A 24,347-nucleotide genomic window follows, 5' to 3' on the forward strand; every position below is an offset into this window, starting at 1 on the left:
CACCGTAGATGTCAATAGGTCTCCGGCGCACCGTGGGGGAGATCACGCTCTAGGTCCCCACAAGGGGAACCTGCCCGGTCCTTTGTACTCGCGTCTCCAGGTTTTCGCAGCGCAACCTGGAGATTTTTCTTGATGTCCGGGTGTCAGGATGGCTTGGGGGCCACCACATCGAGCACGCTGGGGACGGATGTGAAATGCACCATCTTGCGTTTTCCGATGAAGTCGCCATCGATTTGCAGGCCGATCTCCTGGCCCGTCTCGATTCGCACAGACGGCACATCGTCGGCCCGGAAAAGCATGGGCGACTTGGGGTTTCCATTCGCGGCCAGCAACTGCCGCGCAAGCAACAGGGTGCGCGGCACACTCATCGACTTCACCGCGAACACACCGAGGCCCGATTCGAAGGTGGTGGTGGGATTCGTGCGAATCGGACGGTCCTCGAGATAGGTCCACGGGCTCGAATTCGTGACGAAGGCGTAATAGACCTCCTCGAGCGGATCCCGTCCCGGCACCTCGACCATGACGCTCGGATCCTGGCGCCGGGCCCGGAAGAACTGACGCACCGTGGTTCGCAGATAGCGCGCGGGCGTCGCCTTGCGGCCTTTGGCGCGGGCGGCGTCGATCGCCTCGCACACATCGGCGTCGAGGCCGACGCCGGCGCTGAAGGTGAACCACCGGTCGTCGGCGAGGCCGAGCCCGATCCGGCGGTCGGCGTCGCGAGCCAGCAGATCGATGAGCTGATTGGTTGCTGTCACCGGATCGGGGGAGATGCCGAGCGCGCGGGCGAAGACATTCGCCGAGCCGCCCGGGATGATCCCCAGGCGCGGGCGCCACACCTGGTCGTCGCCGACCTGGGGCACCGGCAGGAACCCGTTGATGGTCTCGTTGACCGTCCCATCGCCACCGTGCACGACGATCAGGTCCATCTCCTGCGTGGATGCCCACTGGGCCAGTTCGGCCGCGTGACCGCGATGCTGGGTGTGCGCAACAGTCAGCTGCGTTCGGCTCTCCAAGGCGTGAGCGAGCAGATCCCGGGTGGCCGGGGTCGTCGAGGTGGCATTGGGATTGACAATGAGCAGCGTCCGCACAGTGCCGAGGGTAGTGCGCGCGGGCGAACAGCCGACGCGCGCCGGGCGCCACGACGCGGCGTCGTAGGCTGGGGCACGTGGCAGAGCAGGACGTGACAGACGGTGACCAGCGCGAGGGCGGCGAACAGGTGTCGACCGGCATCCCGATGACGGTGCGGCTGGCCGGTGGGCTGGTTTCGCTGGAGGGACTGGCCGGGTTGGTGACCGCGATCGTGCTGATCGTGCGGGCGCTGACCGGGCACGATCAGTCCGAGGCCAGCGGGGTCGGCACCGCGATCTGGTTCGGGGTGCTGTTCGGCGGGGTGCTCGCGGCGGGCATCGGGCTGCTGCGTGGCAAACGCTGGGGGCGGGCCATCGCGGTCATCGCGAACGTGTTGTTGCTGCCGGTGGCTTGGTCGTTGCTGACGGACTCGCATCAGCCGTTGTGGGGGAGTTTGCTGGGGCTGGTCGCGATAGGCGGGCTCGCGACATTGTTCGCCCCGGCCACCAGTCGCTTCATGGCTTATGACTACGGCGAAATTCCCGAGGACGATTCGTAGTCTGACGGTTGTCGGGCAGGACTACGGCGAAATTCCCGAGGACGATTCGTAGTCTGACGGTTTTCGGTGTCAGGCCGTTGCCGCGCGCAGCGCCTCGCGGCACAGGTGATCGGCTCGACGGGTGGTCTCGGGCTGCCGGAAACCCTGGGTGAGGGCGAGTACCTGCGCGCAGGCGGTGTCGAGGTCGATGAGGTGACCGACCGAGACGAACAGTGGCTTCACGTCGTCGCGCGTGCGCAGTGCGCGGCCGACGACCTCGCCGTCGATCGTCACCTCGCTGGCATCACCGCGCCGCGGGCCGGGCGCGCGGTATTCGCCCCACACCGATTTGGCGACACCGATGGTGGGAATTCCGGTGAGCAACCCGACATGGCACGCCAATCCGAAACGTCGGGGATGCGCCAAACCTTGTGCATCGCACACGAGCAGATCCGGTGTGGCAGTGAGCTTTTCCAACGCCGCGACAGTTGCGGGCAGTTCCCGGAACGCGAGTAGTCCCGGCACATAAGGGAATTCCGAAATCCCATGTGCCACTGCCGATTCCACGGTTTCCATGGTGGTGATGTCGACAATTACCGCAGCGGTCGCGACGGTACCGTCTTCGGCATAGGCCGAATCAATTCCGGCGGCCGTCGAAAATTCAGGCGGCGCAACGTTTTCCGTTGACACCAGTGGGCGGAGTTCGTCCTGGAGTGCGATCGCCTCGTCGGGTGTCCGCGGCCAATCGTGGGGTAACGCGATACGCATCGGCTCAGCTCGCGGTCGCGGCCAGTGCCGCCAGTTCGGCACCGGCCAAGCGATAGCCGATCCATTCGTCTTGCGGTGCGGCACCGAGGGATCGGTAGAACTCGATCGAGGGTGTGTTCCAGGTGAGCACCGACCACGACACCCTGCTGTAGCCGTGTTCGACCGCCTCGGCGGCCAGTGCCGCGACCAGTGCGCGGCCGAGGCCGGTGCCGCGGGTCTCGGGGCGCACGTAGAGGTCCTCGAGGTAGATGCCGTGCACGCCGTCCCAGGTGGAGTAGTTCAGGAACCAGATCGCACAACCGGCCACCTGTCCGTCGTTCTCGGCAACGTGGGCGAAGAGCGCGGGCGTCGGCCCGAACAGCGCGGACCGCAACTGCTCCGGGGTGAGCGTGCACTCGGCGGGCGCCTTCTCGTACTCGGCCAGATCGTGGACGAGCCCGACCATCGCGGTCACATCGGCGGGGGTGGCGCGCCGGACGAGTGCGCTCATCGTGAGACTCCTTCGATCGGTTCGGTACGGGTCGTCAGGTTGTGGCCCCAGATGGAGTGGGCGTCGTGGTCGAAGCCGAGCACGCTCACCGCACCGGTTGACATCGCGAAGCGGCGGCCCTCGCCCACCGCGAACTCCGCCCAGCGCGCGATCAACACCCGCGAGAAATGCCCGTGACCGACCAGGATCACGTCGCGCTGTGGCAGCTCCGGCTCGACCCGGCCGAGTATCCGGTCGGCCCTGGCGCCCACCTGCTCGGCCGTCTCGCCGCCGGGGACGGGCGCGGTCCACACGGTCCAGCCGGGCACGGTTTCGCGGATCTGCGCGGTGGTGATGCCCTCGTACTCGCCGTAGTTCCACTCGACCAGATCGTCGTCGACCTGGATCGGCGACAGTCCGGCCAGTTCGGCGGTGTGCCTGGCGCGCAGGCGCGGACTGGTGAAGCAGAGCGGATCGCGCAGGTCGAGAGATTTCAGCACCAGCCCGGCCGCTACGGCCTGGGCCTCGCCCAGCTCGGTCAGCGGCAGGTCGGTGAAGCTGGTGTGCTTGCGCTGACTCGACCACTCGGTTTCGCCGTGGCGCAGCAGGACCAGGCGGGCATCGGGTGTGGACATGGGTCCATCATGGCAGTGCGGGTCAGCGGAGCGCGTACAGCTGTCCGCCGCGGTGTTCGAACACGGTGTTGCCGAGGACGGCGGTGGCGATGGTGTCGCCGCGGTAGTCGGTGCGCTCGATCGGGATCTCGGCGACCGTCGTGCCGTTGCCGCTGTCCACCGCGAGCTGCCCGTCGGGGACCGGGACCAGCAGCCTGCCTGCCATCAGCGCGGGGGTGCCGATCGCCTCACGAACCGTCCAGACCGGCTGTAATGTGCTGGAGCTCAAGGCAATGAGACTGTTGCCGGTGAAAACGTAGATGGCCGAGCCGAGGCGGGTCACCGTGGCGCGCTCGTCCCACGGCGCGGCGAGCTGATGGGTCGCGATCTCGTTGCCGGTGCCGTCGTGCACGACGATCCTGGCGGGCAGGCCGAGGCCGCTGGCGGTGGGTGCCGTCGGGGGGTAGTAGACGGCGATCTTGTTGTCCGACACCGCGATTACCCGCACTTCAGCCGCGTCGGCGCCCGGTGCGGTGAGAACTCGCGAGCCGTACTCCTCGGGGGCGGTCGATTCCTTCGGTGCCGGGTTGAGCACTGTCAGCCGGTCGGTCGTGTCGCCGGGACAGCGTTCGAGCACCGCGAGGCGCGAGGAACTCGACGCGGCCGAGCGCAGCGCACACCCGCTGCGCGGCTGGGTATTCGGATTCACCGGTGCGTCGACGTAGCCGTACTCGAGGGTGCGCACCAGATCCGAACGCCACATCTCCAACCGGTCGGCGCCGAGCGCCAGCAGATAGGTGCCGTCACCGGTGACCCGAATCGCGTCGTCCATGTAGCTGCTGCGCGCGACCCGGCGCTCACCGGTATCAGCCTCGAGCATCACGGACTGACTGCACCCACGCTGATCGCGATAGGTGGCGATCACGGTGCCGAACTGCGACTCGACCCCGCACAGCGGCATATCCCGGCGATACCACCACAGCTGGGTTCCGGTGATCGGATCGCGCCCGCTCACGGTGCCGTGATCGCCGGTCACCACCACATTGCCCGAAGTGAGCGCCCGCCTGCTCGACTCGTCGGCGGCATGCCACTGCTCACGCAGGGTGGTTGGCAGTTGGGTAGCCGCGGTGACGGTGGGAGCGGGGGACGTCGCGGTGACCGAATCGGTTCCGGTGGCATCAGCGCGCGCCCAGACGACGAACGCCGCCACTACGAGAGTGACGGCGATCGCGATTGCTACGAAGATGTCGGCGCGCGTCCGCCGTTCGGGTGCGAGCACGTACGCGAGTGTATTTGCCATGCGGGGGCTGGTGTGCGCGGGGCCGCTGGTTTGTGCGGGGCGGAACTTGGGATGAGCGGCGTGGCTGGGGAGGGCTGAGATCGGCCTCCCCAGCCACTGCTCAGGCGTCTACGGTGGCCGGCGCGTCGGATGCGGTGGCTTCCGCGGGCTTGCGGCGGCGCCTGCGGCGGGCGGGCTTGGCTGCGTCGTCGCCCTCGGCAGAAGCCGATTCGGGCGGGTCGGTGGCTTCGCTGGTGCTCGACTCGACGGTCCCCGCTTCGCCTGCCTCGGCGGGCTTGCGGCGACGGCGCCTGCGGCGGGCGGGCTTGTCGCCGTCGGCCGCTTCGTCGGCGTTGTCCGCCGACTCGGTGGTCGTGGTCGACTCCGTGCCCTCGGCCTCGGCCTTGCCACCGCGGGTGCGGCGACGGCTGCGCGAGGACTTGGGACGCTCGGTGCGCTCCTCGACTACGGCGTCATCGTCACGGGCGGGGGCCGCGGGCTTGCGGATCACGCCGGTGATGCCCTCGGGGATGCCGAGGTCGCTGTAGAGGTGCGGCGAACGGGAGTACGTTTCGGCGGGGTCGGCCATGTTCAGGCCGAGTGCCTTGTTGATCGACTCCCAGCGGTGCAGCTCGTCCCAGTCGATGAGGGTGATCGCGACACCGGTGCGGCCGGCGCGGCCGGTGCGGCCGATCCGGTGCACGTAGGTCTTCTCGTCCTCGGGGCACTGGTAGTTGATGACGTGGGTGACGTCGTCGATGTCGATACCGCGCGCGGCGACATCGGTGGCGACGAGCACGTCGATGGTGCCCTTGCGGAACTTGTTCAGCGCCTTCTCGCGGGCGATCTGACCGAGGTCGCCGTGCACAGCGCCGACATTGAACCCGCGCTCGGCGAGATCGTCGGCCACCTTCTGCGCGGTGCGCTTGGTGCGGGTGAAGATCATCGTCGCGCCGCGGGATTCCGCCTGCAGCACGCGCGCGACCAGCTCGGCCTTGTCCATCGCGTGGGCCCGGTAGACGAACTGCGCGGTGCGGTCGTGCACCGCGGAATCGTTGGCCAGCTCGGCGCGGATGTGCGTCGGCCTGGTCAGGAAGGTGCGGGCAAGGGTGATGATCGGGCCCGGCATGGTGGCCGAGAACAGCATCGTCTGACGCTTGTCGGGCACCATCGACAGGATGCGCTCGATATCGGGCAGGAAGCCCAGGTCGAGCATCTCGTCGGCCTCGTCGAGGACGAGTACGCCGATCTTGCCGAGGATCAGATGGTTCTGGTTCGCCAGATCGAGCAGACGACCGGGGGTGCCGACGACCACGTCGACGCCGTCGCGCAGTGCGGCGATCTGGGTGTCGTAGGGGCGGCCACCGTAAATGGCGGCGACCTTCAGCGCACCCTGATGGTTGGTCAGGTACTTGCTGGCGTTCTCCAGGTCCTTGGTGACCTGGATGCACAGCTCGCGCGTCGGCACGATGATCAGCGCGCGCGGGGTGCCGTCGAGCGGGGTGGTGCCGGAGTCGGCGGTGGCGATGCGGTGCAGCAGCGGCACGCCGAAACCGAAGGTCTTGCCCATGCCGGTGCGGGCCTGGCCGATGAGGTCCTCGCCGGCCAGTGCCAGCGGCAGGGTGAGTTCCTGAATCGCGAAGGTGCGTTCGATCCCGATCTCACCGAGTGCGCGCACGATTTCTTCGCGCACGCCCAATTCGGCGAAACTCGGCGGGATGTGGGTGTTGTCCAGTTCGGCCGTCAGGAGTGTGTCGGTCAAACCGGGTTCCTGTTCGACAGTGATCTTGCTCAGTGTTCGTGCCTTCCTCGTCATTGCATCTCGCACGCACGAGGTGGGGCGGGCCGGTCGGCCCGCGACGACCACATACCCGCCTGTGATATTCACCGGGCCGGCGCCGGATAACCATCGCCGACCAGGCGTTATGCGTGGTCGTCGAGACGGTGTCATCGGCGCGGCGCTGCGGTGATGCGGATTCGTTGCGCGCACATTTTCTTCGACATTGCTGTCTGGGCAACGCTGCTGTCCGCCCGCGCTGTGCGCCGGTGGATTGCCACGCCGCGGAGTATGTCCGGGCGTCGAAACTAGCGTTGTCCACGGAGATTGTAGCGTGATATTCTGCGGAATCCGAAATTCGACGTGGATGAATGCCGCCCGAATACCGGCTCGCCAGCGGATTACCTCCGCATGGGTGGTGTGTCGCAGCGCAATTCATGAGCGCCGGATTTCGCGCATGTCCACAGGTGTAATCGAGCTCACTGGTACCGGCGGTACTGTGTGTGAGACATTTCTAGTCGTGAGTATCACCGACACCGTCACCACTGCCGCGCGCAACGCGTGGGCGCTGAGCTTCGGCGCAGGCATCGAGCCCGTCGACCCGGCGCCCTCGACCGTGCTGTGGGACGAGCCGCACCGCCTGCTGCGTCGCTACGATGCCGAATTCCAGTCTGCGGCAAGCGATTCCGCGGTGTTGCTGGTGCCGCCACTGGCCGCGCCCGCCACCTGCTTCGACCTGCGCCGCGATCAGAGCCTGGCGCGCTATCTGGTGGAGACCGGCCGCGCGCCCTACCTGGTCGACTACGGCGACATCTCCTTCGCCGATCGTCGGATGGGCTTCGAGGACTGGGTCACCGACATCCTGCCCGAGGCGATCCTGCGCGTGAGCGCCGATCGCGGCGGTGCGCCGGTGGACCTGATCGGCTGGTCCATCGGCGGCATGTTCTCGCTGCTCACCGCCGCCGCGAACCCGGAATTACCGATCCGCTCGGTCACCGGGGTCGGCCCGCCGCTCGACTACGACAAGATGCTCGGTATTCCGCAGCTGCGCGCCGCCGTGAGCCTCACCGGCGGCTGGGGCGCCACCTCGCTCGTCCGGGCCGCAGGTGGCATCCCGGCGCCGCTCACCAAGCTCGCCTACCGCCTCGCCGCGTACGACCGTGAACTGGCGCGTCCGAGATTCATCGCCAGCAATATCGCGAACACCGACACCCTGGCCAAGATGGAATCCATCGACCGTTTCCAGGCCGCCATGCCCGGCTACCCCGGCCGCTTCTACAACCAGCTGTGGGGCCGGATGATGCTGGCCAACGACATCGGCAACGGCAAGCTCGAACTGCGCGACCGGACCATCGAACTCGCCGACGTGCGCGTGCCCGTGCTGCTGATCGGCGGCAAGTCCGACGTGATCACCCCCAAGGCCGCCGTCGAGGCCGGTTTGCGCACGCTGTCGGGTTCGCCGTCGGTCACCTACGAGGTCGTGCCGGGTAGCCACCTCGGCATTCTCACCGGGCCGGAAGCCCGCGAAACCACCTGGGCGCACCTGGACAAATTCCTGGCCGAACGCGACTGACCATCGATCGGGACTAGTGTTGACGGTCATGGGAGCCCAGACCTCTGCCGCGCCGGAATTCTTCTCGACCTCACCGCTCGCCGCGGACCACGCGGGGGTGACGGAGCTGTTCGCGGTCCTCGCTTACGGCGAGCTGTCCGCGTTCTATCGGCTCGCCGAGGAGGCGAAGCAGGCGCCGTCGCTGCGCGGCCGGATCGGTGTTGCCAAGATGGCCGCCGCCGAGCTCGCGCACTTCGAGACCTTGGAAGCGGCGCTCACCGAGCGCGGTGCCGACGCCGAGGCCGCGATGGCGCAGTACCAGGGCGCCCTGGACTCCTACCACGCCTCCACCGACCCGTCGACCTGGCTCGAGTCGATGGTGAAGTTCTACGTCGCCGACGGTCTGGCCTCCGACTTCTACACCGAGATCGCCGGCGCGCTGCCCGCCGAGGTCTCCGACGTGGTGCGCGACGTCCTCGCCGAGACCGGACACTCGCAGTTCGTGGTCGACGAGGTCCGCAGCGCGGTAGCCGCCAGCCGCTCCGAGCGCGACCGACTCACCCTGTGGGGACGCAGGCTGCTCGGCGAGGCGATCACCCAGGCACAGTTCGTGATGGCCCAGCGCGACGAGCTGGCCGAACTGGTCCTCGCCGCGACCGGCGACCTCAACGGCATCGCGACCTTGTTCGACCGCATGCAGGAACGGCACGCGGCCCGCATGGCCGAACTCGGCTTGTAGCTGGTTATCCGCCGACCGCGCGACCCGGCACCAAGCGCAATTCCGGTGCGCGGGCGGCGGTTTCGCGGGGAAGCCAGATGACGACCTGCTGATCCTTGTCGGCGGACAGCGTCTGCACCGTGTAGGTGAGCGTGCCCCGGGTCGGGTGCTCGAAGCCGAGGAGGGTGGGGATGTCCTCGGCCAGGCGGTGGGGTTGCCAGCGGCGGGCGAATTCGGGTTCTTCGCACAGGGTGGTGATGACGCTCGCTACGCGTTCGTCGTCGGGGCGGCGCAGGCGTGTTCTGGCGAGCTGATCGGCGAGGAGATCGGCGAACTGGGGCCAATCGGTGACCGTGGTGCGGGCCAGCGGGTGACGGAAGGTCCAGACGGCGAGGTTGACCATGTCCGGGTTGTCGAGCAGACCGAGCGGGGTGGCGAGGTCGGCCCACGCGCTGTTCCAGGCGAGCACATTGGCACGGGGGCCGAGGGCGAATGCCGGGGTGGGGGCGAGCGCGTCGAGCACGCTGCGAAGCGCGGCGGGCACCTGATCGAGGGCAGGGTCGAAAGCGGTACTGGGGCACCGGGATTCGCTGCCGGTGGTCAGCGCGAGCCAGCCGAAATGGGCCCGCTCGGTGTCGTTGAACCGCAGCGCGGTGGCGAGTGCGTCGACCACGGCCATCGACGGGTTGGTATCGCGGCCCTGTTCGAGCCGGGCCAGATAATCCGCGCTCACACCGGCCAGCACGGCGACCTCTTCGCGGCGCAGGCCCGGGGTGCGGCGCCTGCCGCCGCCGGAAAGGCCGACGTCTTCCGGGCGCAATTCGGCTCGACGGGCGATCAGAAGTTCCGCGAACGCCGACCGGGCGCCCGGATGATCCGTGGTACCTGCGCCAACCATGTCTCGATCCTCCCTGGTCATGGCATTCTCAGCCACGCCCTGCGGGGACCAGGATAACCGCGGTCTGGTTAACGGACCGCAGTCCGGTCACTGTGGAGGCATGACCTCCTCGACACAGACCCAGCAGTTGAAGACCGGATCCTGGGCCCTCGACGCCGCCCACTCCTCGGTCGCGTTCACCATTCGCCACCTCGGGATCGCCAAGGTGCGCGGCGGCTTCACCCGCTTCGAGACCGAGTTCGCCGTCGACGAAACCGGCGCGGCCACCCTCGGCGCCACCATCGAACTCGACTCCTTCGACACCGGCAACGCCGACCGCGACGCCCACATCCGCCAGGCCGACTTCCTCGACGTCGCCAACCGCCCGACCCTGAGCTTCCGTGCCACCCAGCCGGTTCAGGTCGCCGAAACCTTCACCGTCACCGGCGAGGCCACCCTCGGCGCGATCACCAAGCCGCTCACTCTCGACGTCGAATGGGGCGGCATCGCCGACTTCCCCGACGGCACCCGCCACGCGGGCTTCTCCGCCACCGGCGCCATCAAGCGCACCGACTTCGGCGTCGGCGTCGCCATGCCGGGCATGCTCTCCGACACCGTGAAGATCGAACTCGAGATCGAACTGATCGAGCCTGCGTAGCGGGCGCCGACGCGAAGCGTTCCTCAGCCGCGCATGGCCGGAGCGCAGGCGGAGGTACGCCTGACTCGTTCGCTCAGAGCGCAGGCGGCTGTGACACCACTGTCGGCCGCCTGCATTAGCCTGGGAGTCGACAACACAGGACTCTTACGTTCGGAGGTTGGCCGTGGAGGTCAAGATCGGTATTTCGGATAGCCCGCGAGAGCTCGTCATCAACAGTGCGCAGAGCCCTGACGAGATCGAGGCGCTGGTGTCCGATGCGCTGAGCGGCTCCGCCGGCGTCGTGTCGCTCACCGACGAGAAGGGCCGCAAGTTCCTGATCCAGGCCGCGAAGGTCGCCTACGTGGAAATCGGTTCCCCCGCCGCGGGCCGAGTCGGCTTCGCAACGGTCTGATCCGCGAGCACAAAAATGCCCCGTCATCTTCGAGATGGCGGGGCATTCTTTGTTGAATCGGGCTTACAAATCCTGCGAGTACGCGCGCTGGGCGGCGGTCAGCGGGACGTGCTTGAGGCCACCCCACGCCAGTGACACCGTGGTGTCGACGGCTTCGTCCTTGGGCACCGGGCGATCGGCTTCGAGCCAGTAGCGCGCCGAGAACTGGCTCGCACCGACGAGGCCGACGGCCAGTATCCGGGCGCGGTAGGGGTCCAGACCCGAGTCGTGGGCGACCAGATCGAACACCGCGTCGACACACGCCTCGGTGGCCTGCTCGACCCGGCGCTGCACCTGCGGTTCGCTGGTGAGGTCGGATTCGAAGACCAGGCGGAAGCCCTGCATCTCGTTGTCGACGAAATCGAAGTACGCGGCGACCGCGGCCCGCACGCGCTGTTTGTTGTCGGTGGTGGAGCGCAGCGCCTGGCGCACGCTCGACACCAGAATGTCGACGTAGTTCTGCAGCACCGCCAGGTATAGCTCGAGCTTGCTGGCGAAGTGCTGGTACAGCACCGGCTTGCTGACCCCGGCCACCTGGGAGATCTCGTCCATTCCCGCCGCGTGGTAGCCGCGCTGGACGAAGACCTCGCTGGCGGCGAGCAGCAACTGCTGGCGGCGCTCGTCACGAGGCAGGCGGGTGCCGCGCTTGGCCGGGACCGTCTCCGGCACCGATCGGCGCGAGGGCATGCGGTCCACGAGGTCAGTCATCTCGGCTCTCTATAGTCGATTCCCCTGACCATCGGGTGTGCGGTCCGGGTATCCCACGAACGATACTCGCACGGTGTTCGCCCTGCGTCTCGCCCTGGAAATGTAGTACCAGTCCACAGCGTTCGCCGGGCCGTAACCGTGCGAACTCCTCCGGCCGCCCGCACGGCGGATTTGCGCACTGTGAGAATCTGATGGGGTGACCGACCGGATGGATGACCATGCCGACGGCGGGCGCGATGTCGCTCGCTCCACGCAACCCTCCGAGTCCGGTGCTGTCACGTCGGCGTCGGAGGGGCGGGAACTGCAGGTCTACGACCCGCTCGGGCTCTATCAGCCCGCCGATCGATCCCGGCAGCCGCTGCGGGCCCGCTGGGATCCCACCGACCACGACAACGGCCGCCCGCGCAGCCCGCTGCGTGAAGCGAAGAAGCAGAGCGCGCTCGGCCGATTCGTCTCCGCCTACGGATGGCGTGCCTACGCGTTGCCGGTGCTGCTCGCCATCACCGTGCTCGTCGCCGTCGACGCGGTGCGCACCGGCCCTCTACCGCCACCGAACGATCCCGGCTTCGGCGCGTTGAGTCCCAAGGTGGCGCAGTCCGGCATCATCGGCGCACCCCCCGCAGGCGACGGCAAGTTTCCCGCCGATCTGCCCCTCGGTGCGCTGCCAGAGGGTGGCGCGTACGCCGACCGCGCGGCGGGCACCTGGCATGTCGTTCCGGGCACCAGCGCCCAGGTCGGCGTTGGCACCGAGCGCGTGTTCCGCTACACCGTCGAAGTCGAGGACGGCATCGATACCTCACCGTTCGGTGGCGACGATGCCGTGGCGAAAATGGTGGAGACCACCCTGGCCAACCCGAAGAGCTGGACCAACGACCCCAAGTTCGGCTTCCAGCGCATCGACGCAGGCCCGGCCGACTTCCGACTCTCGCTCACCTCGCGCGAGAGCACCCGCGCCGCGTGCGGATTCGAGATCCCGATCGACTCGTCGTGCTACAACGCCGACCTCGATCGCGTCGTGCTGTCGGAGGTCCGCTGGGTGCGCGGCGCCCTCGCCTTCGACGGCGACATCGGCTCCTACCGGCAGTACCAGATCAACCACGAGGTCGGCCACGCCATCGGCTACCACGGCCACCAGCCGTGCGAGACCGACGGCGGCCTCGCGCCGATCATGATGCAGCAGACCTTCGGCACCAGGAACAACGACATCGCCCGACTCGACCCCCACGGCGTAGTCCCCGCCGACGGCAAAACCTGCCGCTTCAACCCCTGGCCGTACCCGCGCGGATAGTGGCCCCGCCCATGCGGGAACATGAACGGGGAAGAACAGCGCGGCAGGTCTTGTTGTAGTCAGCAGAGCGGCCACCGGTAATCGGGCCGCGCCCGCCGCCATAGATACAGGAGTTCTCACGTGTCTCTCAATGGGACGTTGCCGCCGCTCGTCGAGCCGGCCGCGGAACTGACCAAGGACGAAATCGCTCGCTACAGCAGGCACCTGATCATCCCCGATCTCGGTGTCGACGGGCAGAAGCGGTTGAAGAACGCCAAGGTCCTCGTGATCGGTGCGGGCGGCCTCGGTTCGCCCGCCCTGCTCTACCTGGCCGCCGCCGGTGTCGGCACCCTCGGCATCGTCGAGTTCGACGAGGTCGACGCCTCCAACCTGCAGCGCCAGATCATCCACGGCGAATCCGATATCGGCCGGCCCAAGGCCGACAGCGCCCGCGATTCGGTCCTGGAGATCAACTCCGGGATCGACGTGCGGCTGCACAAGATCCGCCTGGAACCCGAGAACGCGGTCGAACTGTTCGCCGAATACGACCTGATCGTCGACGGCACCGACAACTTCGCCACCCGCTACCTCGTCAACGACGCCGCCGTCCTCGCGGGCAAGCCCTACGTGTGGGGCTCGATCTACCGCTTCGAGGGCCAGGTCTCGGTGTTCTGGGAAGACGCCCCCGACGGCCGCGGTATCAACTACCGCGACCTGTACCCGGAGGCCCCGCCGCCGGGCATGGTCCCGTCCTGCGCCGAGGGTGGCGTGCTCGGCGTGCTGTGCGCGTCGATCGGCTCGGTGATGGTGACCGAGGCGATCAAGCTGATCACCGGTATCGGTGAGACGCTGCTCGGCCGTCTGATGGTCTACGACGCACTGGACATGAACTACCGCACCATCAAGCTGCGCCGCGATCCGCAGCGTGAGCCGATCACCGAACTGATCGACTACGACGCGTTCTGCGGTGTGGTGTCGGAGGAAGGCACCGCCGCCGCGGCCGGGTCCACCATCACCGCCGCCGAGCTCAAGGATCTGCTCGACGCCGACAAGATCGAGCTGATCGACGTGCGCGAGCCGGTGGAGTGGGACATCGTCCACATCGCGGGCGCGACCCTGATCCCCAAGGACCGCATCCTGTCCGGCGAGGCACTGGCCGAACTGCCGCAGAACAAACCGATCGTGCTGCACTGCAAGACCGGCATCCGGTCCGCGGAGGCGCTGGCGGCGTTGAAGCGCGCCGGTTTCGCCGACGCCACCCATCTGCAGGGCGGCGTGGTGGCCTGGGCCAAGCAGGTCGATCCGTCACTGCCGGTCTACTGACCCGATAGCTGCCGGTTTGCGGCCTCGCCGCTTATTGCGGTGAGGTCGCAAAGTGGAGTATCACAGCGTGCCTTGGGACGCCTCCGGTGATCGCGGGGTTACGGTACGGCCGTGACCTCAGTCGAACCTCCCGAGCATGTGCGAGCCACATTCGGGCTTCGCGAAGTGACGCCGGTTTCCCTAGGGGACTGGGACGGTGGCTGGCGCATGGGTGACGTGGTCCTCAGCCCCGTCGCCGATCACGCGCGGGCCGCGTGGTCGGCGAAAGTACGCGAACATCTCGCGGTCGACGGACTGCGCGTGGCCCGCCCCGTCCGCGCCACCGACGGTCGCTATGTGGTCTCCGGTTGGCGCGCCGACACCTTCGTCGACGGTGCCCCCGAGCCCCGCCACGACGAGGTCGTCTCGGTCTCGTTGCGCTTGCACAAGGCGACAGCGGAATTGGAACGCCCCCGCTTCCTGGTCCAGCCTCCCGTCGCACCCTGGGTGGACGTGGACGTGTTCGTCGCCGCCGACCGCGCCGCCTGGGAATCGGTCCCGCTGCGCACCCTGCGCGCGGGCGGTGTCCCCGTCGCGGCCACCCCCGACGGTCAGCGTTCCCTCGAACTGATCGGCCAGCTCTCGACGCTGCGCAAACCCGTCCGTAGCCCCAACCAACTAGTCCACGGCGACCTCTTCGGCACCGTCCTGTTCACCGGCGCCCACACCCCTGGCCTCACCGACATCACCCCGTACTGGCGCCCCGCCACCTGGGCCGCCGGGGTCGTTGTCGTCGACGCACTGGCCTGGGGTGGTGGCGACGACGGCTTACTCGACCGCTGGGCCACGCTGCCCGAATGGCCCCAAATGCTGTTACGCGCCTTGATGTTCCGCCTGGCTGTGCACGCCCTGCACCCCCGCTCCACCCCCGAAGCCTTCCCCGGGCTCGCCCGCACCGCGGACATGGTCCGTTTGGCGCTGTAAGGGCGAATTGCGCGCATCGTGACCGATGGGTCGGATGTGGTCTCAAATCCGTTGAGACCCAACGTTTCCTGCTGCCACGCGTGCTATCTTCATCGAGCATCGCCGCCATGTGTCCTGCCTTGGACCCGGGGGATCCACTGCGGCCCGTCACGAGCGGTGAGGATTGCTGCGGGTGAGAATCCAGCCCAGACAACAGATTCTGGACATTTGGAGCGCCATGCTCTCGGCCTGTTATCGGGACGAGAAGTGGCATTGGGACGGCGTCCTCGGCGCCAATTCGATCAGCGATTCCGAACAGCTGCTGTGCCTGCTGTACCCGGCGACGGAGATCGAGAGTTTCGCGCTGGATCGGCCGGACGCCATGTCCGACGACGTCAAAGTGGCGTTGGAGGCCTTCGGCGGACAAGCCAGAATCGGCATCACGGTGCTCGGTCTCACCGAGGAGTATCTGGCGCGCAACACGAGTGCCGACGGGCTACCCCGCTTCGACGCGGGGAGTTACCTGTCCGCGCCCGCGGACCGTGAACCGACACCGACGCAGCACGCGCTCGAAGTCGTCGACGGGTACTCCATGTCGGTCACCGTGTGTATCGCGGCGCTCGGCTTCGCGCGGGTCTTCGATCGGTGGGCCCGGACTGAGCGACGCAAGGACATCAGTGCTCGGATCGTCGATCTGAGCGCCGGTCTGAGTACTCGGCTGACGGCCGCGATGACCGGCCTCGTTCGGAGCTTCGTGGTCAACACGGCATCACCGCGGTCACCGTCGGGCAAGGCGATGCTCGAGATGCTCAATCAGTCCGGGCAGCCGGAGAAATCGGTGATCGACGCCGTCGCTCGCAGCCTCGAGCGCGTGCGCGCCCGCTTGCGCAGTGACGTCACGCTCGGCCGGGCGCCGGAATCCGAACTCGACGACGAAGACCTGCTCTTCGAGTGTGGTTGGAGCTGGGGCGTGGTCCAGGGTGCGGATCCGGTCGACTTCGTACCGAGCGCGATCGGCTCCGGCACCGGCTATGCCGACCCTCGGCCCTACCTCTACTTCACCATCACCGCGCTCGACGGCATCAACGACGTTCTCTCGCAACGAACCAGAGAGCTCGACCTGCTCGACGACACCCAGTATCGCCTGGCCGAAGCGCTGCGAGTGCGCTGGGATATCACTCAGCGTTACTGGTCCACCGTCGCCCGTTTCGGCACCGGAACATGGCCGCTGGAGGACATTCCGTGGCGCACCTCCGACGGCGAGGAGTCGGACTACTTCAGTCTCATCGTGTCGGCGGTGCTGATCCAGGAACTGGTGGCCCGCACCGCCTCCGACGACGATCTGACCAGAGCGATCGGGATCTTCGACGAGCTGGCCAGCCGCGGTCGAATCGTCCGCCGACCGACGAAGGCCGACCCGTCGATCGCCCTGCACTATCCGGGCGTGCGGATGAAACTGCGCGGGAGCGAACTCGTCGAAGGCGGTGGGCCTCGATTGGAATGGGTCGCCTCGGATTTCGCGCCGGTGCTGCTCAAGCGTTCGCTGCAGGCAGCTCGTCTCTCGGGCAACATCACCGCGCGTGACCGGCTGATGGAGCTGGCGAAAAAGGTAATGGACCATATCGATCTGCGCATGATCACCGACGGTGACGCGGTCGGGCTGTGGGACGATCCCGGCGCCGCGTTCGGGTCGGCGACAGCCGCCGGTCAGACATTGCCGTCCTGGTACATGACCGAGCGGGTGATCGAATGTCTGGTCACCGCCGACCGTACCTACCGAGAAGCGCCCCTGCGGTCCCCGGCCATGGTGGTTCGTGCTGTCGAGCTGCTCAACGAGGCCGAACATCTGCTCAATCAAGAGATGCTCAACGTCAGCGTCGAGGACACCTCGGCCAATCGCATTTCGCTCGACGGCGTCGAGCAGCAACTGGCCAGAGCCAGAAATGTGGTGAATACCCAACCGGGAACGGCCTTCACGCTCGCCTCGGCCGCCCTGATCGAACTCGATCGGCTCGCCTATGCCCGCCTCGACGCGATGAGGAGCTCCTGATCCGATGATCGTCTTCGCCACTTCCGACAAGGGTGGAACGGGCCGCTCGGTGACCAGCTGCAACCTTGCCTACCGGCTGGGATTGCGCGGGATCAACACCGTCTACGTCGACTTCGACTTCGGTTCACCGACCGCGGGCGCGCTGTTCGAGATCAGCTCGGTCGAACGTGGCACGACACCCGGCAACGGGGTGCACAGCTACCTGCGTGGCCACAACAGTGTTCCGCAGCGCATCGATGTGCGGGCGAGCACCAACCGGGATGCGCTGCGCGGACAGCGACGTGGCGGCAAGTTGTTCCTGCTACCGGGTGACGAGGGCGGCGGCGAGAGCATGTCGGCCAACGATTCGCAGGTGGTGCGCCGCTGCCGTGAACTGTTGCTCGATCTGGACAGCACCTACAAGGTGGTGATCGTCGACCTCAGCGCCGGACGATCAGTGGCCATGCAGATCGCGCTGGAAGCCACTCGGCCGCAGGACATGCCGGGCAAAGAGGTGTTCTGGCTCGTCTACCACCGCTGGACTCGTCAGCATCTGATGGCGGCGCAGGGTTTGGTGCACGGAACCAACGGGTTGCTGAAGACAGGTGTCGACCTCGGCTATTCCGCCGAGGATCTGCTGGCCCGAATCCGTTTCGTCCGCACCGCGGTGCCGCGCGTCACCGATGAGCACGCGGCCAGCGGCGGACCACAGGCGGCGTGGTTGCTCAAGCAGAACGACGCGCTGAAGTCGCTCGCGGCGGAGTATCGACTCGGCGCGGGCGCGCTGTTGGGGGAGACACCGGTGGAGCCGGTCCTGCAATGGCGGGAGCAGATCGTCCTCGACGCCGATGTCAACGCGGGTATCGCCAATCGGGCGACCGTCGAGGCCTTCGAAGAGTTGGCTCGCAGGTTGTGGGATAGGGCGACCTGGGTGCGGGTGTAGTCACCGCAAGTCGCGACCATCACGATGTCGACCGACTTGCGAAATAGGATGGGGGAGAGGAAAATTGGGCTCGGCGTGTTGCTATCGATGATCGGGTGTGTCGATCCGATCGATAGGCACGTTCGTGGCTAGAATCGCACGCGGTTCTGTCCGGGATTGGTTGACAAAGGGGCTGTGAATTTGTGGTTGGCGCCGTCTACGCCGAGTCGACGGCGTCTGTGCGTGTCGAAGCTGTTCCGTTGGCGCATGTTTCCATCGAGGTAGGGCATTTCTATATGTCCGACCTGATCAACGGTGAAGCAGCGATCGCCGCGCAATTTCGCCGGGTAGCCCCGTTGATCGAGATGTTCACCGAGGTCGCGAGGCAGGAATTCGCCGCCGCTGCCGGCGGCCCATCGCGCGTTCGAGTGAGTACCTGCTTCCTCCTCGATGATTACTTTCAGACCGACGCCGACCCGCGCGTGATCGTGCCCAACCTCCTCCGCATCGCCGCCGAGTCAGGGGTGCGGATCGACTATCTCGGTAGCGAGGCGGGCTGCCACGAACATCGGCGCAGGCAGCATGACGAAACACTGATTCCGTTGGCGCAGATGGTCGCTGACTCGATCATCGCGGAACCGGCTCCTGGCAGCGCCGGACGTCGCCCGCCCACCGCGGAATCCGGCTGGCTCTGCAACGGCCAGCGATCGAGTGATCGTGAGGGGGAGCAGGCGATGGAGGTGAACTACCGGCCCTCGGCGGAGTTCGCCGCTCGCAATCATTCGCTGTTCCTCGATGTCGAAATGTGGCGCAACCGTGCCGCGACGCAGGATGTGCTGTGGTCGTGCCCCTTCTTGGCGTCGGTGTGGCAGCTCCTCCGTCTTGGAATGCTTCGCTTCGAAGGACGAGCCATCGTCAATGCCGAACAATGGGGACCGGACAGGGAATGGCCTGCGCGCTGGGACGAATTCCCGAGCGTGATCAAGCTGCAGGAGCACGCGGCCCCGTTCGCAGCGTTCCGGTCGCTGTCGATCCTGCCGCAGCGCTACGTGGGTATCGAGCACGCGGTGCGCATGATCCTCGGCCATGTCGAGCCGGATCCTGGCGTCGTCGAGTTGCTCAACCGGCGTGCGCGCGAGCAGCGCATCGAGCTGACCGGCGATGTCGCCGACCGGCTCTCGCACTTCTTCCTGAGCGCTGTCTGATCCGGTGCCACATTGTCGATCGATACCGGATACGCTGCGACAATGCATCTCAGCGGCGGATCGCTGGCACTTCTCGGTGAGGTCCGTACCGGTCTACTTCCCGAGTCGCGGGCGCTGAGCCGGGTATCGGCGGCAGACCTGCTGACCCTGGTTCGTGGTCGCCGCGCGCAATCGCGGGAGCGGCCGGTCACCTGGGCGCAATCCCCGGTCGTCCACGAAGGTGTCGACTGCCGATTGGCGACGCCGAACCGCAGTAAGGTGCGCGCGGTCGGCACTGTCGCCACCCACGCGACGATCCGCGGTGGTCGTATCCTGCAGAGTTCGGCGATGGCCACGGTGGTCGCCGGTGAAGGTACGCACCGGCGGAGCTGGGGGCACTACCTCGGCCGGATCGGCACCGTCGAAACCCTCACGCGGCTCTCGCCGGGCATCGGCGGTCAACTGGTCGACGGGTTTCTCGGCCCGCCGGATCCGACAACGGTGACGCTCGACCCAGGCGCCATCGCGGCCCGGCTGTTCACCCGGGTGCGCACTGATCTGACGCTGAACCAGACACCGCCGATCCAGACCAGCGCGGCCCGGCTGCGGTGGGCCGCGCAGGTCCGGCCAGGCGTTGCGCCGAGCCTGTCGTTCGTGCTGCTCGACGACGAGACACGACTCGTCTCGGTGGTCGTCGGCGATGAGACCGAACTGGCCGCGGTACAACGATTTTGCGAAGACCTGGCGGTGCACGACTGGCTGTTGACGGTGCTCACCGAGGTGATCGACGAGGCCGAGATGGCCGAGTTGTCGGGCAGTTCGCCCGCTCAGGTGCTCGCCCCGTTGCTGGAGCATCTCGTCCACCTGTGGCTTCCCGGTGCGCTCACGCCCCCACCGCTGCGCGGGTTGTGGAACGCTGTCGAGACCGACCCCGGGTTCACCGTGCAATGGAACTCACGGATCGGTCAGTTGCGCGATCGTGTCGCGGTGGCGACGCTGGGAGCGCTGAGTAGATCGCAGTCCCGGTGGTGATCACAGCCGGAACAACTGCCGCACGAGCAGCGCGAAGAACACCGAGGTCGACACGATGCCCGCGTACGACTCGACGATCAATGTCGCCTTAGCGGGCAAGCTGCGCACACCGACGCTCTCGGGGTCGACCGGATTCAGGAAGTTGACCAATCCGATCCGTACCGCGGCGAGGAACTCGATGTCAGGGGCGGTCACGTAGAAGGCCGTGACGAAAACCGCGATCTCCGCGGCGATCCACGCCAGCAGAAGAAATGGTCGATAACCGTAGCCACACAACAGGTCCGAGACCGCGCCGGGTAATCGCCGCAAGCGTCGACCGCGCGCCTTCGTGCGGGCACGCGCCATGTTCAGGCCACAACGATCCTGGCCGCGCGGATTCTCGGTGGTGGTGTGCAGCCGATAAGCCTGTCGGTAGGCAAGTGCGGCGTGCGCAGGCAAGCGGTGTGCCGATAGTTGTCCACCGAGCTCTTCGTAGATATCGGCGAGGAGCGTGGATTGCGTGCGACTCAGGCGCAACGGCCCACGGAACTCGATCTCGGCGGCGAACAACGCCGTCAATATCGTTTCGCAGGAATGCTCGCGGCCGGTGGATTCGAGCACACCGGGGTCGGCCTCGCGATAGAGGTGCGCGAAAACGAGGCTGTCGCCGACCCGGCGAGTCGAGGGTGGGACGTAGTCGGCGAGAAACTGTTCGACCCGATGGTTGAGGTCATCGAGTAGCTCGTATTCGTCCGGCCGGTGCGTGGATCGCAGGAAGTCGGCCACGACGTCGGTGAAAGCGCTGGCATGCCGGCGGATGAGCGTGGTCTTGGACGCGACGAAATCGCCTGGACGATCGAATCCGATGTGCTCGGTCATCGATCGTCCACCGGTCCGCGGTCTTTGAACCAGCGTCGGTCGGTGGGGTCGGTGGCGGTCCAGTCGTAGCCGAGCCGATGGACCAACAGGTCTCGCGGTTCGTCGATCCCGAAATACTGGTCCTCGTAGTTCGCCCAGGTGAAGCCGGAATCCTTGTACAGATTCGACGCGGGCACATTCGACGGACGGACGGTGATGAAGACCGCGTCGACCTCCGATGACCGGCAGTGTGCCATCGCCCGCTCGAGCAATAGCCGGCCGAGTCCGCGCCCCCGGTGCCCGGACGACACCGCCAGACCCAGCAGCCAGGCGTTGTGCCGACCGATGGCCACCATCGCGTAGCCACACAGCGAACCAGCCAGATCCGCTACCACCCAATGGGATCCGTGAATGTCGAACAGTTGGCGCAGGGCGAAATAGGGGTAGGCGAGTGGCATGAACTCGGTGGATTCGAGCTCGGCTATCGCGACCAGATCTTCGACGGAGGCGGCTCGAAACCGTAGCTCTGCCACCTCATTCGAGATGTCCAACAGCACTCACCTCTGCCCGCCCCGGTGCCAGTCTGAACTCCAGAGTAAGGGCAGTTCGGGCGCGGCGGCCACAACACGGTTCGAAATGTGTTGTCACACAGCCGAAAGCCACGTTCGGGAGGGGAACCGAACGTGGCTTTCCGCTGGGCGGGGTGGATGGATCAAACGCTGGCGTAGGCCAGGGATGGGGCTTTGTCGGTGGCGAAGGAGCTGCGCAGGTAGCACCACCAGGTGACGGCGGCCATGACGAGGAAGATGGCGGCGTAGGCCCAGAAGGCGGGGGCCATGGTCTTCAGGTGGACGTTGGACAGACGCAGGGCCTGCTGGACGACGAAGCCACCCGCGGCGCCGACCGCGCCGATGACACCGATCGCGGCACCGGCTTGACGCTTGGCGGAGGTGGCCGCCTCGGTCAGGTCCATGCCGTGCTCGGAGGCGTACTTCTTGGCGGTGGCGTTGAAGATCGACGGGATCATCCGGTAGGTGGAGCCGTTACCGATACCGGCCAGGATGAACAGGGCAAGGAAGGCGGTCAGGTAAATCGGGAAGCTCTTCAGGTCGACAGCGAGCACGATGACCGCCACCGCGATCGACATACCACCGAAGACGAACACGGTGATCTTGGCGCCGCCGCCGATCTTGTCGGAGACCCAACCACCGAACGGGCGGCTGAACGAACCGACCAGGGCGCCGAGGAAGGCCAGGTTGCCCAGGGTGGTGATCCAGCCGATCTTGGCCAAATCGGGGAAGGTGGCCTTGATCAGGGTCGGGAAGGCGAACGAGAAGCCGATGAACGAGCCGAATGTGCCGATGTAGAGGAACGACATGATCCAGGTGTGCCGGTTGGTCAGCGCCAGCTTGTAGGACTTGCCGTCGGACTTCGCCTCGGCCAGGGAGTCCATGAAGTACAGCGCGCCGAGGGTCGCGACCACGATGAACGGCAGCCAGAACAGCACGGCGAGGGTGATACCGAAGCGGTAGCCGCCCGCGTCCTTGGCCATGATGTGCGTGCCGAAGGTGATCAGCAGCGGCACGATGAGCTGGGTCTGCGCGACGCCGAGGTTGCCGCCCGCGGCGTTGAGGCCGAGCGCGGCGCCCTTCTTGCCCTCGGGGAAGAAGAACGAGATGTTCGACATCGACGAGGAGAAGTTGCCGCCACCGACACCGGCGAGGGAGGCCAGCACCAGGAACACCCACATGGGCGTGCTCGGCTGGTTGACGAAGTAGAGGATGCCGAGCGCGGGCAGGAACAGCATCGCGGCGCTGAACGCGGTGAACGCGCGCCCACCGAACCGCGGCACGGCGAAGGTGTACGGAATGCGCAGGGCCGCGCCGACCAAGGTGGGGATCGAGGTGAGCAGCAGCGCGTTGCTCACGGCCACCGCGTTGCCCTTGCCGAGACCCTCCAGGAAGCCGAAGCCGGCCGGGCCCATCGCGGTGACGATGGAGCCCCAGATGACCCACAAGCTGAAGCCGAGATTTTCGGCGAATACGGAGAAGTACAGATTCTTCTTGGCGGTCTTCGCACCGCCGGATTCCCAGAACCCCGAGTTGTCGGGGTCCCAATGGGAAATCCAGCGGCCCTTCTTCTGGTATTCGAACGACGGGGCTTCCGTCTCATGGCCGGTGGCGGCTATCGCGGTCATCGGCTTCCTCTCGATCGGGCTCGATAGGAGCAGCTCGCCCGGTGTTCGGCGGTGCTCCTTGCGGTGTCGAGATAAAGGTAGGAGCCGGTTGTTGCGTGATAATGGCCTCAGGTGACATTCCAGGCAACTCGGGCTCACCGCGTGAATTCGCTGGTGGTGACAGCCCGGTTACCTGGATTCAGTAAGCGGCGCTACGCGCTGTTCAGCGGTCCGGATATTCGGCGATGAGTGACCCGAGGAAGCAGTTGGCGGCCTGCACGGCTCGCTCGGAGTCACCGTCGATGACGGCCTGCACGAGCTCGGCGTGCTCGGTGTCGTAGGCGTCGTCGGATTTCGCGGTGCGCGCGTGGATCACCTGCTCGATGATCGGCAGCAGCGAATCGTAGAACTCCAGGTACACCGCGTTGTGGCTGGCGACGACGATCGCGCGGTGCAGTTCGACATCGGCGGCGATGGTCACCGGGTCGGCCTCGGCCCAATTCCGGTTGCTGCGTTCGGCGAGCAAGCGCTGCAGGTTCGCGATATCGGCGTCGTCGCGGCGGCGCGCGGCCAGTCCCGCCGCGGTGGTGTCGAGGGCTTGGCGCAGCTCGAGGATGTCGCGTTCGTGCGCGTCGGCGAAATACTTGCCAAGGGTGCCGCCGACCTCGGAGGTGGCGATCACATAGGTGCCCGAGCCCTGGCGGCGTTCGAGCATGCCCGCGTGCACGAGCGCCTGGACGGCTTCGCGGACGGTATTACGGCCGGTCCCGGTGAGCTCGGTGAGCTCCGGTTCGGTGGGGATCCGCTGACCTACCGGCCAACGGCCGGAACGGATCTCGGCCCGAAGCTGTTCGGTTACCTGGGCGATGAGGCTGGTCCGCCGGACGGGTTGCACGTAGGTAAGGGTACTGGGCTGTTCCGCCTCCCCGGGACTTCAGGCCGGACTTGTGCGCGGGGTTGACCTGGGCAGGCGGCCGGCGGGATGTCGGCGGTGCGTCAGCCCGTTCCCGGTGAGTTACCCATGTCCTCGCGTTCGGGAGATCGCTCACAGTCGCTTGTAGAAGTCATCGGGTCATCCTATGATTCTCGAGTGCCGCCGCTCCGTGATTTCCAGCCAGCTTCTGGCGCCGGGTCGACCCCTGTGGACGACCGGCGTGGTCGCGTCGACCCGTCTCCCGA

At 66.8% G+C, this 24,347-nt stretch carries 24 protein-coding genes; 12 read left to right on the forward strand and 12 right to left on the reverse strand.

The window, feature by feature from the left end; translation table 11 throughout:
- Positions 1 to 143: 143 nt before the first annotated feature.
- On the reverse strand, positions 144 to 1,088 hold the full coding sequence (locus ACFXKN_RS28385; RefSeq protein ID WP_379434163.1) for a diacylglycerol/lipid kinase family protein: 945 nt from the start codon (positions 1,086 to 1,088) through the stop codon (positions 144 to 146).
- Positions 1,089 to 1,234: 146 nt separating this feature from the next.
- Here ACFXKN_RS28385 and ACFXKN_RS28390 point away from each other — a divergent pair, with 146 nt between their 5' ends.
- Entirely contained in the window at positions 1,235 to 1,627 is a 393-nt protein-coding gene (locus tag ACFXKN_RS28390; protein ID WP_378942939.1) for a hypothetical protein, read from the forward strand.
- A 69-nt stretch (positions 1,628 to 1,696) separates the two neighbouring features.
- Here the strand turns inward: ACFXKN_RS28390 and ACFXKN_RS28395 are convergent, their stop codons facing one another.
- The 5 genes from ACFXKN_RS28395 to ACFXKN_RS28415 all read right to left on the reverse strand — a co-directional run bounded on the left by ACFXKN_RS28395 (position 1,697) and on the right by ACFXKN_RS28415 (position 6,552).
- Positions 1,697 to 2,374 carry an endonuclease V gene (locus ACFXKN_RS28395; protein WP_378940316.1) on the reverse strand — a complete coding sequence of 226 codons (678 nt, stop codon included), beginning with the start codon at positions 2,372 to 2,374 and terminating at the stop codon, positions 1,697 to 1,699.
- A 4-nt stretch (positions 2,375 to 2,378) separates the two neighbouring features.
- Positions 2,379 to 2,864, reverse strand: coding sequence for a GNAT family N-acetyltransferase (locus ACFXKN_RS28400; RefSeq protein ID WP_378940314.1), 486 nt, complete (start codon positions 2,862 to 2,864; stop codon positions 2,379 to 2,381).
- Complete coding sequence (locus ACFXKN_RS28405) at positions 2,861 to 3,478, reverse strand: acid phosphatase (RefSeq protein ID WP_378940312.1); 618 nt, start codon at positions 3,476 to 3,478, stop codon at positions 2,861 to 2,863. The genes ACFXKN_RS28400 and ACFXKN_RS28405 overlap by 4 nt, the downstream gene beginning before the upstream one ends.
- A gap of 22 nt (positions 3,479 to 3,500) precedes the next feature.
- Positions 3,501 to 4,757 carry a hypothetical protein gene (locus tag ACFXKN_RS28410; RefSeq protein ID WP_378940310.1) on the reverse strand — a complete coding sequence of 419 codons (1,257 nt, stop codon included), beginning with the start codon at positions 4,755 to 4,757 and terminating at the stop codon, positions 3,501 to 3,503.
- Positions 4,758 to 4,857: 100 nt separating this feature from the next.
- On the reverse strand, positions 4,858 to 6,552 hold the full coding sequence (locus ACFXKN_RS28415; RefSeq protein ID WP_378940308.1) for a DEAD/DEAH box helicase: 1,695 nt from the start codon (positions 6,550 to 6,552) through the stop codon (positions 4,858 to 4,860).
- Positions 6,553 to 7,033: 481 nt separating this feature from the next.
- Between ACFXKN_RS28415 and ACFXKN_RS28420 the strand changes: the two genes are divergently transcribed.
- Together ACFXKN_RS28420 and ACFXKN_RS28425 are read left to right on the forward strand one after the other, a co-directional pair.
- Entirely contained in the window at positions 7,034 to 8,086 is a 1,053-nt protein-coding gene (locus ACFXKN_RS28420; RefSeq protein WP_378940306.1) for an alpha/beta fold hydrolase, read from the forward strand.
- 28 nt (positions 8,087 to 8,114) lie between these two features.
- The gene (locus ACFXKN_RS28425; protein WP_379434164.1) at positions 8,115 to 8,804 is read left to right on the forward strand and encodes a ferritin-like fold-containing protein; all 690 of its coding nucleotides are present in this window, start codon (positions 8,115 to 8,117) and stop codon (positions 8,802 to 8,804) included.
- Between the two features lie 4 nt (positions 8,805 to 8,808).
- Here the strand turns inward: ACFXKN_RS28425 and ACFXKN_RS28430 are convergent, their stop codons facing one another.
- A complete protein-coding gene (locus ACFXKN_RS28430) occupies positions 8,809 to 9,681 on the reverse strand; it encodes a helix-turn-helix transcriptional regulator (protein WP_378940302.1) in 873 nt (290 codons plus the stop codon).
- Positions 9,682 to 9,781: 100 nt separating this feature from the next.
- Here ACFXKN_RS28430 and ACFXKN_RS28435 point away from each other — a divergent pair, with 100 nt between their 5' ends.
- A complete protein-coding gene (locus ACFXKN_RS28435) occupies positions 9,782 to 10,318 on the forward strand; it encodes a YceI family protein (protein WP_378940300.1) in 537 nt (178 codons plus the stop codon).
- A 163-nt stretch (positions 10,319 to 10,481) separates the two neighbouring features.
- A complete protein-coding gene (locus ACFXKN_RS28440) occupies positions 10,482 to 10,709 on the forward strand; it encodes a DUF3107 domain-containing protein (protein ID WP_194826377.1) in 228 nt (75 codons plus the stop codon).
- A 63-nt stretch (positions 10,710 to 10,772) separates the two neighbouring features.
- Here ACFXKN_RS28440 and ACFXKN_RS28445 read toward each other — a convergent pair whose 3' ends face one another.
- Positions 10,773 to 11,456, reverse strand: coding sequence for a TetR/AcrR family transcriptional regulator (locus ACFXKN_RS28445; RefSeq protein ID WP_056812916.1), 684 nt, complete (start codon positions 11,454 to 11,456; stop codon positions 10,773 to 10,775).
- 208 nt (positions 11,457 to 11,664) lie between these two features.
- Between ACFXKN_RS28445 and ACFXKN_RS28450 the strand changes: the two genes are divergently transcribed.
- From ACFXKN_RS28450 to ACFXKN_RS28480, 7 genes are all read left to right on the forward strand, one after another.
- Positions 11,665 to 12,744, forward strand: coding sequence for a DUF3152 domain-containing protein (locus tag ACFXKN_RS28450; protein WP_378942932.1), 1,080 nt, complete (start codon positions 11,665 to 11,667; stop codon positions 12,742 to 12,744).
- A gap of 120 nt (positions 12,745 to 12,864) precedes the next feature.
- Positions 12,865 to 14,046: an adenylyltransferase/sulfurtransferase MoeZ gene (gene moeZ / locus ACFXKN_RS28455; protein WP_378940298.1), complete on the forward strand. Its 1,182-nt coding sequence runs from the start codon at positions 12,865 to 12,867 to the stop codon at positions 14,044 to 14,046.
- A 111-nt stretch (positions 14,047 to 14,157) separates the two neighbouring features.
- The gene (locus ACFXKN_RS28460; RefSeq protein WP_378940296.1) at positions 14,158 to 15,009 is read left to right on the forward strand and encodes a TIGR02569 family protein; all 852 of its coding nucleotides are present in this window, start codon (positions 14,158 to 14,160) and stop codon (positions 15,007 to 15,009) included.
- Positions 15,010 to 15,181: 172 nt separating this feature from the next.
- Positions 15,182 to 17,038, forward strand: coding sequence for an SCO2524 family protein (locus tag ACFXKN_RS28465; RefSeq protein ID WP_378940294.1), 1,857 nt, complete (start codon positions 15,182 to 15,184; stop codon positions 17,036 to 17,038).
- A gap of 4 nt (positions 17,039 to 17,042) precedes the next feature.
- Positions 17,043 to 17,960: an SCO2523 family variant P-loop protein gene (locus tag ACFXKN_RS28470; protein ID WP_379434165.1), complete on the forward strand. Its 918-nt coding sequence runs from the start codon at positions 17,043 to 17,045 to the stop codon at positions 17,958 to 17,960.
- Positions 17,961 to 18,142: 182 nt separating this feature from the next.
- Positions 18,143 to 19,144 (forward strand): SCO2522 family protein, encoded by a 1,002-nt coding sequence (locus ACFXKN_RS28475; RefSeq protein WP_379434166.1) that lies wholly within the window; start codon positions 18,143 to 18,145, stop codon positions 19,142 to 19,144.
- A 42-nt stretch (positions 19,145 to 19,186) separates the two neighbouring features.
- Positions 19,187 to 20,155, forward strand: coding sequence for an SCO2521 family protein (locus tag ACFXKN_RS28480; protein WP_379434167.1), 969 nt, complete (start codon positions 19,187 to 19,189; stop codon positions 20,153 to 20,155).
- Here ACFXKN_RS28480 and ACFXKN_RS28485 read toward each other — a convergent pair whose 3' ends face one another.
- From ACFXKN_RS28485 to ACFXKN_RS28500, 4 genes are all read right to left on the reverse strand, one after another.
- Positions 20,156 to 21,013 (reverse strand): hypothetical protein, encoded by an 858-nt coding sequence (locus ACFXKN_RS28485; protein WP_378940286.1) that lies wholly within the window; start codon positions 21,011 to 21,013, stop codon positions 20,156 to 20,158.
- Positions 21,010 to 21,543 carry a GNAT family N-acetyltransferase gene (locus ACFXKN_RS28490; RefSeq protein WP_378940284.1) on the reverse strand — a complete coding sequence of 178 codons (534 nt, stop codon included), beginning with the start codon at positions 21,541 to 21,543 and terminating at the stop codon, positions 21,010 to 21,012. Before ACFXKN_RS28490 ends, ACFXKN_RS28485 begins: the two co-directional genes overlap by 4 nt.
- 161 nt (positions 21,544 to 21,704) lie before the next feature.
- Positions 21,705 to 23,189, reverse strand: a complete 1,485-nt coding sequence (locus ACFXKN_RS28495) for an MFS transporter (RefSeq protein WP_379434168.1) — start codon at positions 23,187 to 23,189, stop codon at positions 21,705 to 21,707.
- A 202-nt stretch (positions 23,190 to 23,391) separates the two neighbouring features.
- A complete protein-coding gene (locus ACFXKN_RS28500; RefSeq protein ID WP_379434169.1) occupies positions 23,392 to 24,063 on the reverse strand; it encodes a FadR/GntR family transcriptional regulator in 672 nt (223 codons plus the stop codon).
- Positions 24,064 to 24,347: the final 284 nt, after the last annotated feature.

The sequence above is a fragment of the Nocardia sp. NPDC059195 genome (assembly GCF_042754695.1).
In the GTDB taxonomy this organism is placed as follows: Bacteria; Actinomycetota; Actinomycetes; order Mycobacteriales; family Mycobacteriaceae; genus Nocardia.

What these genes read in the sequence shown, in the direction of transcription:
- ACFXKN_RS28470 (WP_379434165.1), top strand. Translation starts at nt 17,043, where the DNA reads ATGATCGTCTTCGCCACTTCCGACAAGGGTGGAACGGGCCGCTCGGTG.
- ACFXKN_RS28390 (WP_378942939.1), top strand. Translation starts at nt 1,235, where the DNA reads ATGACGGTGCGGCTGGCCGGTGGGCTGGTTTCGCTGGAGGGACTGGCC.
- ACFXKN_RS28425 (WP_379434164.1), top strand. Translation starts at nt 8,115, where the DNA reads ATGGGAGCCCAGACCTCTGCCGCGCCGGAATTCTTCTCGACCTCACCG.
- ACFXKN_RS28485 (WP_378940286.1), bottom strand. Translation starts at nt 21,013, where the DNA reads ATGACCGAGCACATCGGATTCGATCGTCCAGGCGATTTCGTCGCGTCC.
- ACFXKN_RS28415 (WP_378940308.1), bottom strand. Translation starts at nt 6,552, where the DNA reads ATGACGAGGAAGGCACGAACACTGAGCAAGATCACTGTCGAACAGGAA.
- ACFXKN_RS28445 (WP_056812916.1), bottom strand. Translation starts at nt 11,456, where the DNA reads ATGACTGACCTCGTGGACCGCATGCCCTCGCGCCGATCGGTGCCGGAG.
- ACFXKN_RS28400 (WP_378940314.1), bottom strand. Translation starts at nt 2,864, where the DNA reads ATGAGCGCACTCGTCCGGCGCGCCACCCCCGCCGATGTGACCGCGATG.
- ACFXKN_RS28405 (WP_378940312.1), bottom strand. Translation starts at nt 3,478, where the DNA reads ATGTCCACACCCGATGCCCGCCTGGTCCTGCTGCGCCACGGCGAAACC.
- ACFXKN_RS28495 (WP_379434168.1), bottom strand. Translation starts at nt 23,189, where the DNA reads ATGACCGCGATAGCCGCCACCGGCCATGAGACGGAAGCCCCGTCGTTC.
- ACFXKN_RS28430 (WP_378940302.1), bottom strand. Translation starts at nt 9,681, where the DNA reads ATGGTTGGCGCAGGTACCACGGATCATCCGGGCGCCCGGTCGGCGTTC.
- ACFXKN_RS28395 (WP_378940316.1), bottom strand. Translation starts at nt 2,374, where the DNA reads ATGCGTATCGCGTTACCCCACGATTGGCCGCGGACACCCGACGAGGCG.
- ACFXKN_RS28450 (WP_378942932.1), top strand. Translation starts at nt 11,665, where the DNA reads ATGGATGACCATGCCGACGGCGGGCGCGATGTCGCTCGCTCCACGCAA.
- ACFXKN_RS28480 (WP_379434167.1), top strand. Translation starts at nt 19,187, where the DNA reads ATGCATCTCAGCGGCGGATCGCTGGCACTTCTCGGTGAGGTCCGTACC.
- ACFXKN_RS28435 (WP_378940300.1), top strand. Translation starts at nt 9,782, where the DNA reads ATGACCTCCTCGACACAGACCCAGCAGTTGAAGACCGGATCCTGGGCC.
- ACFXKN_RS28410 (WP_378940310.1), bottom strand. Translation starts at nt 4,757, where the DNA reads ATGGCAAATACACTCGCGTACGTGCTCGCACCCGAACGGCGGACGCGC.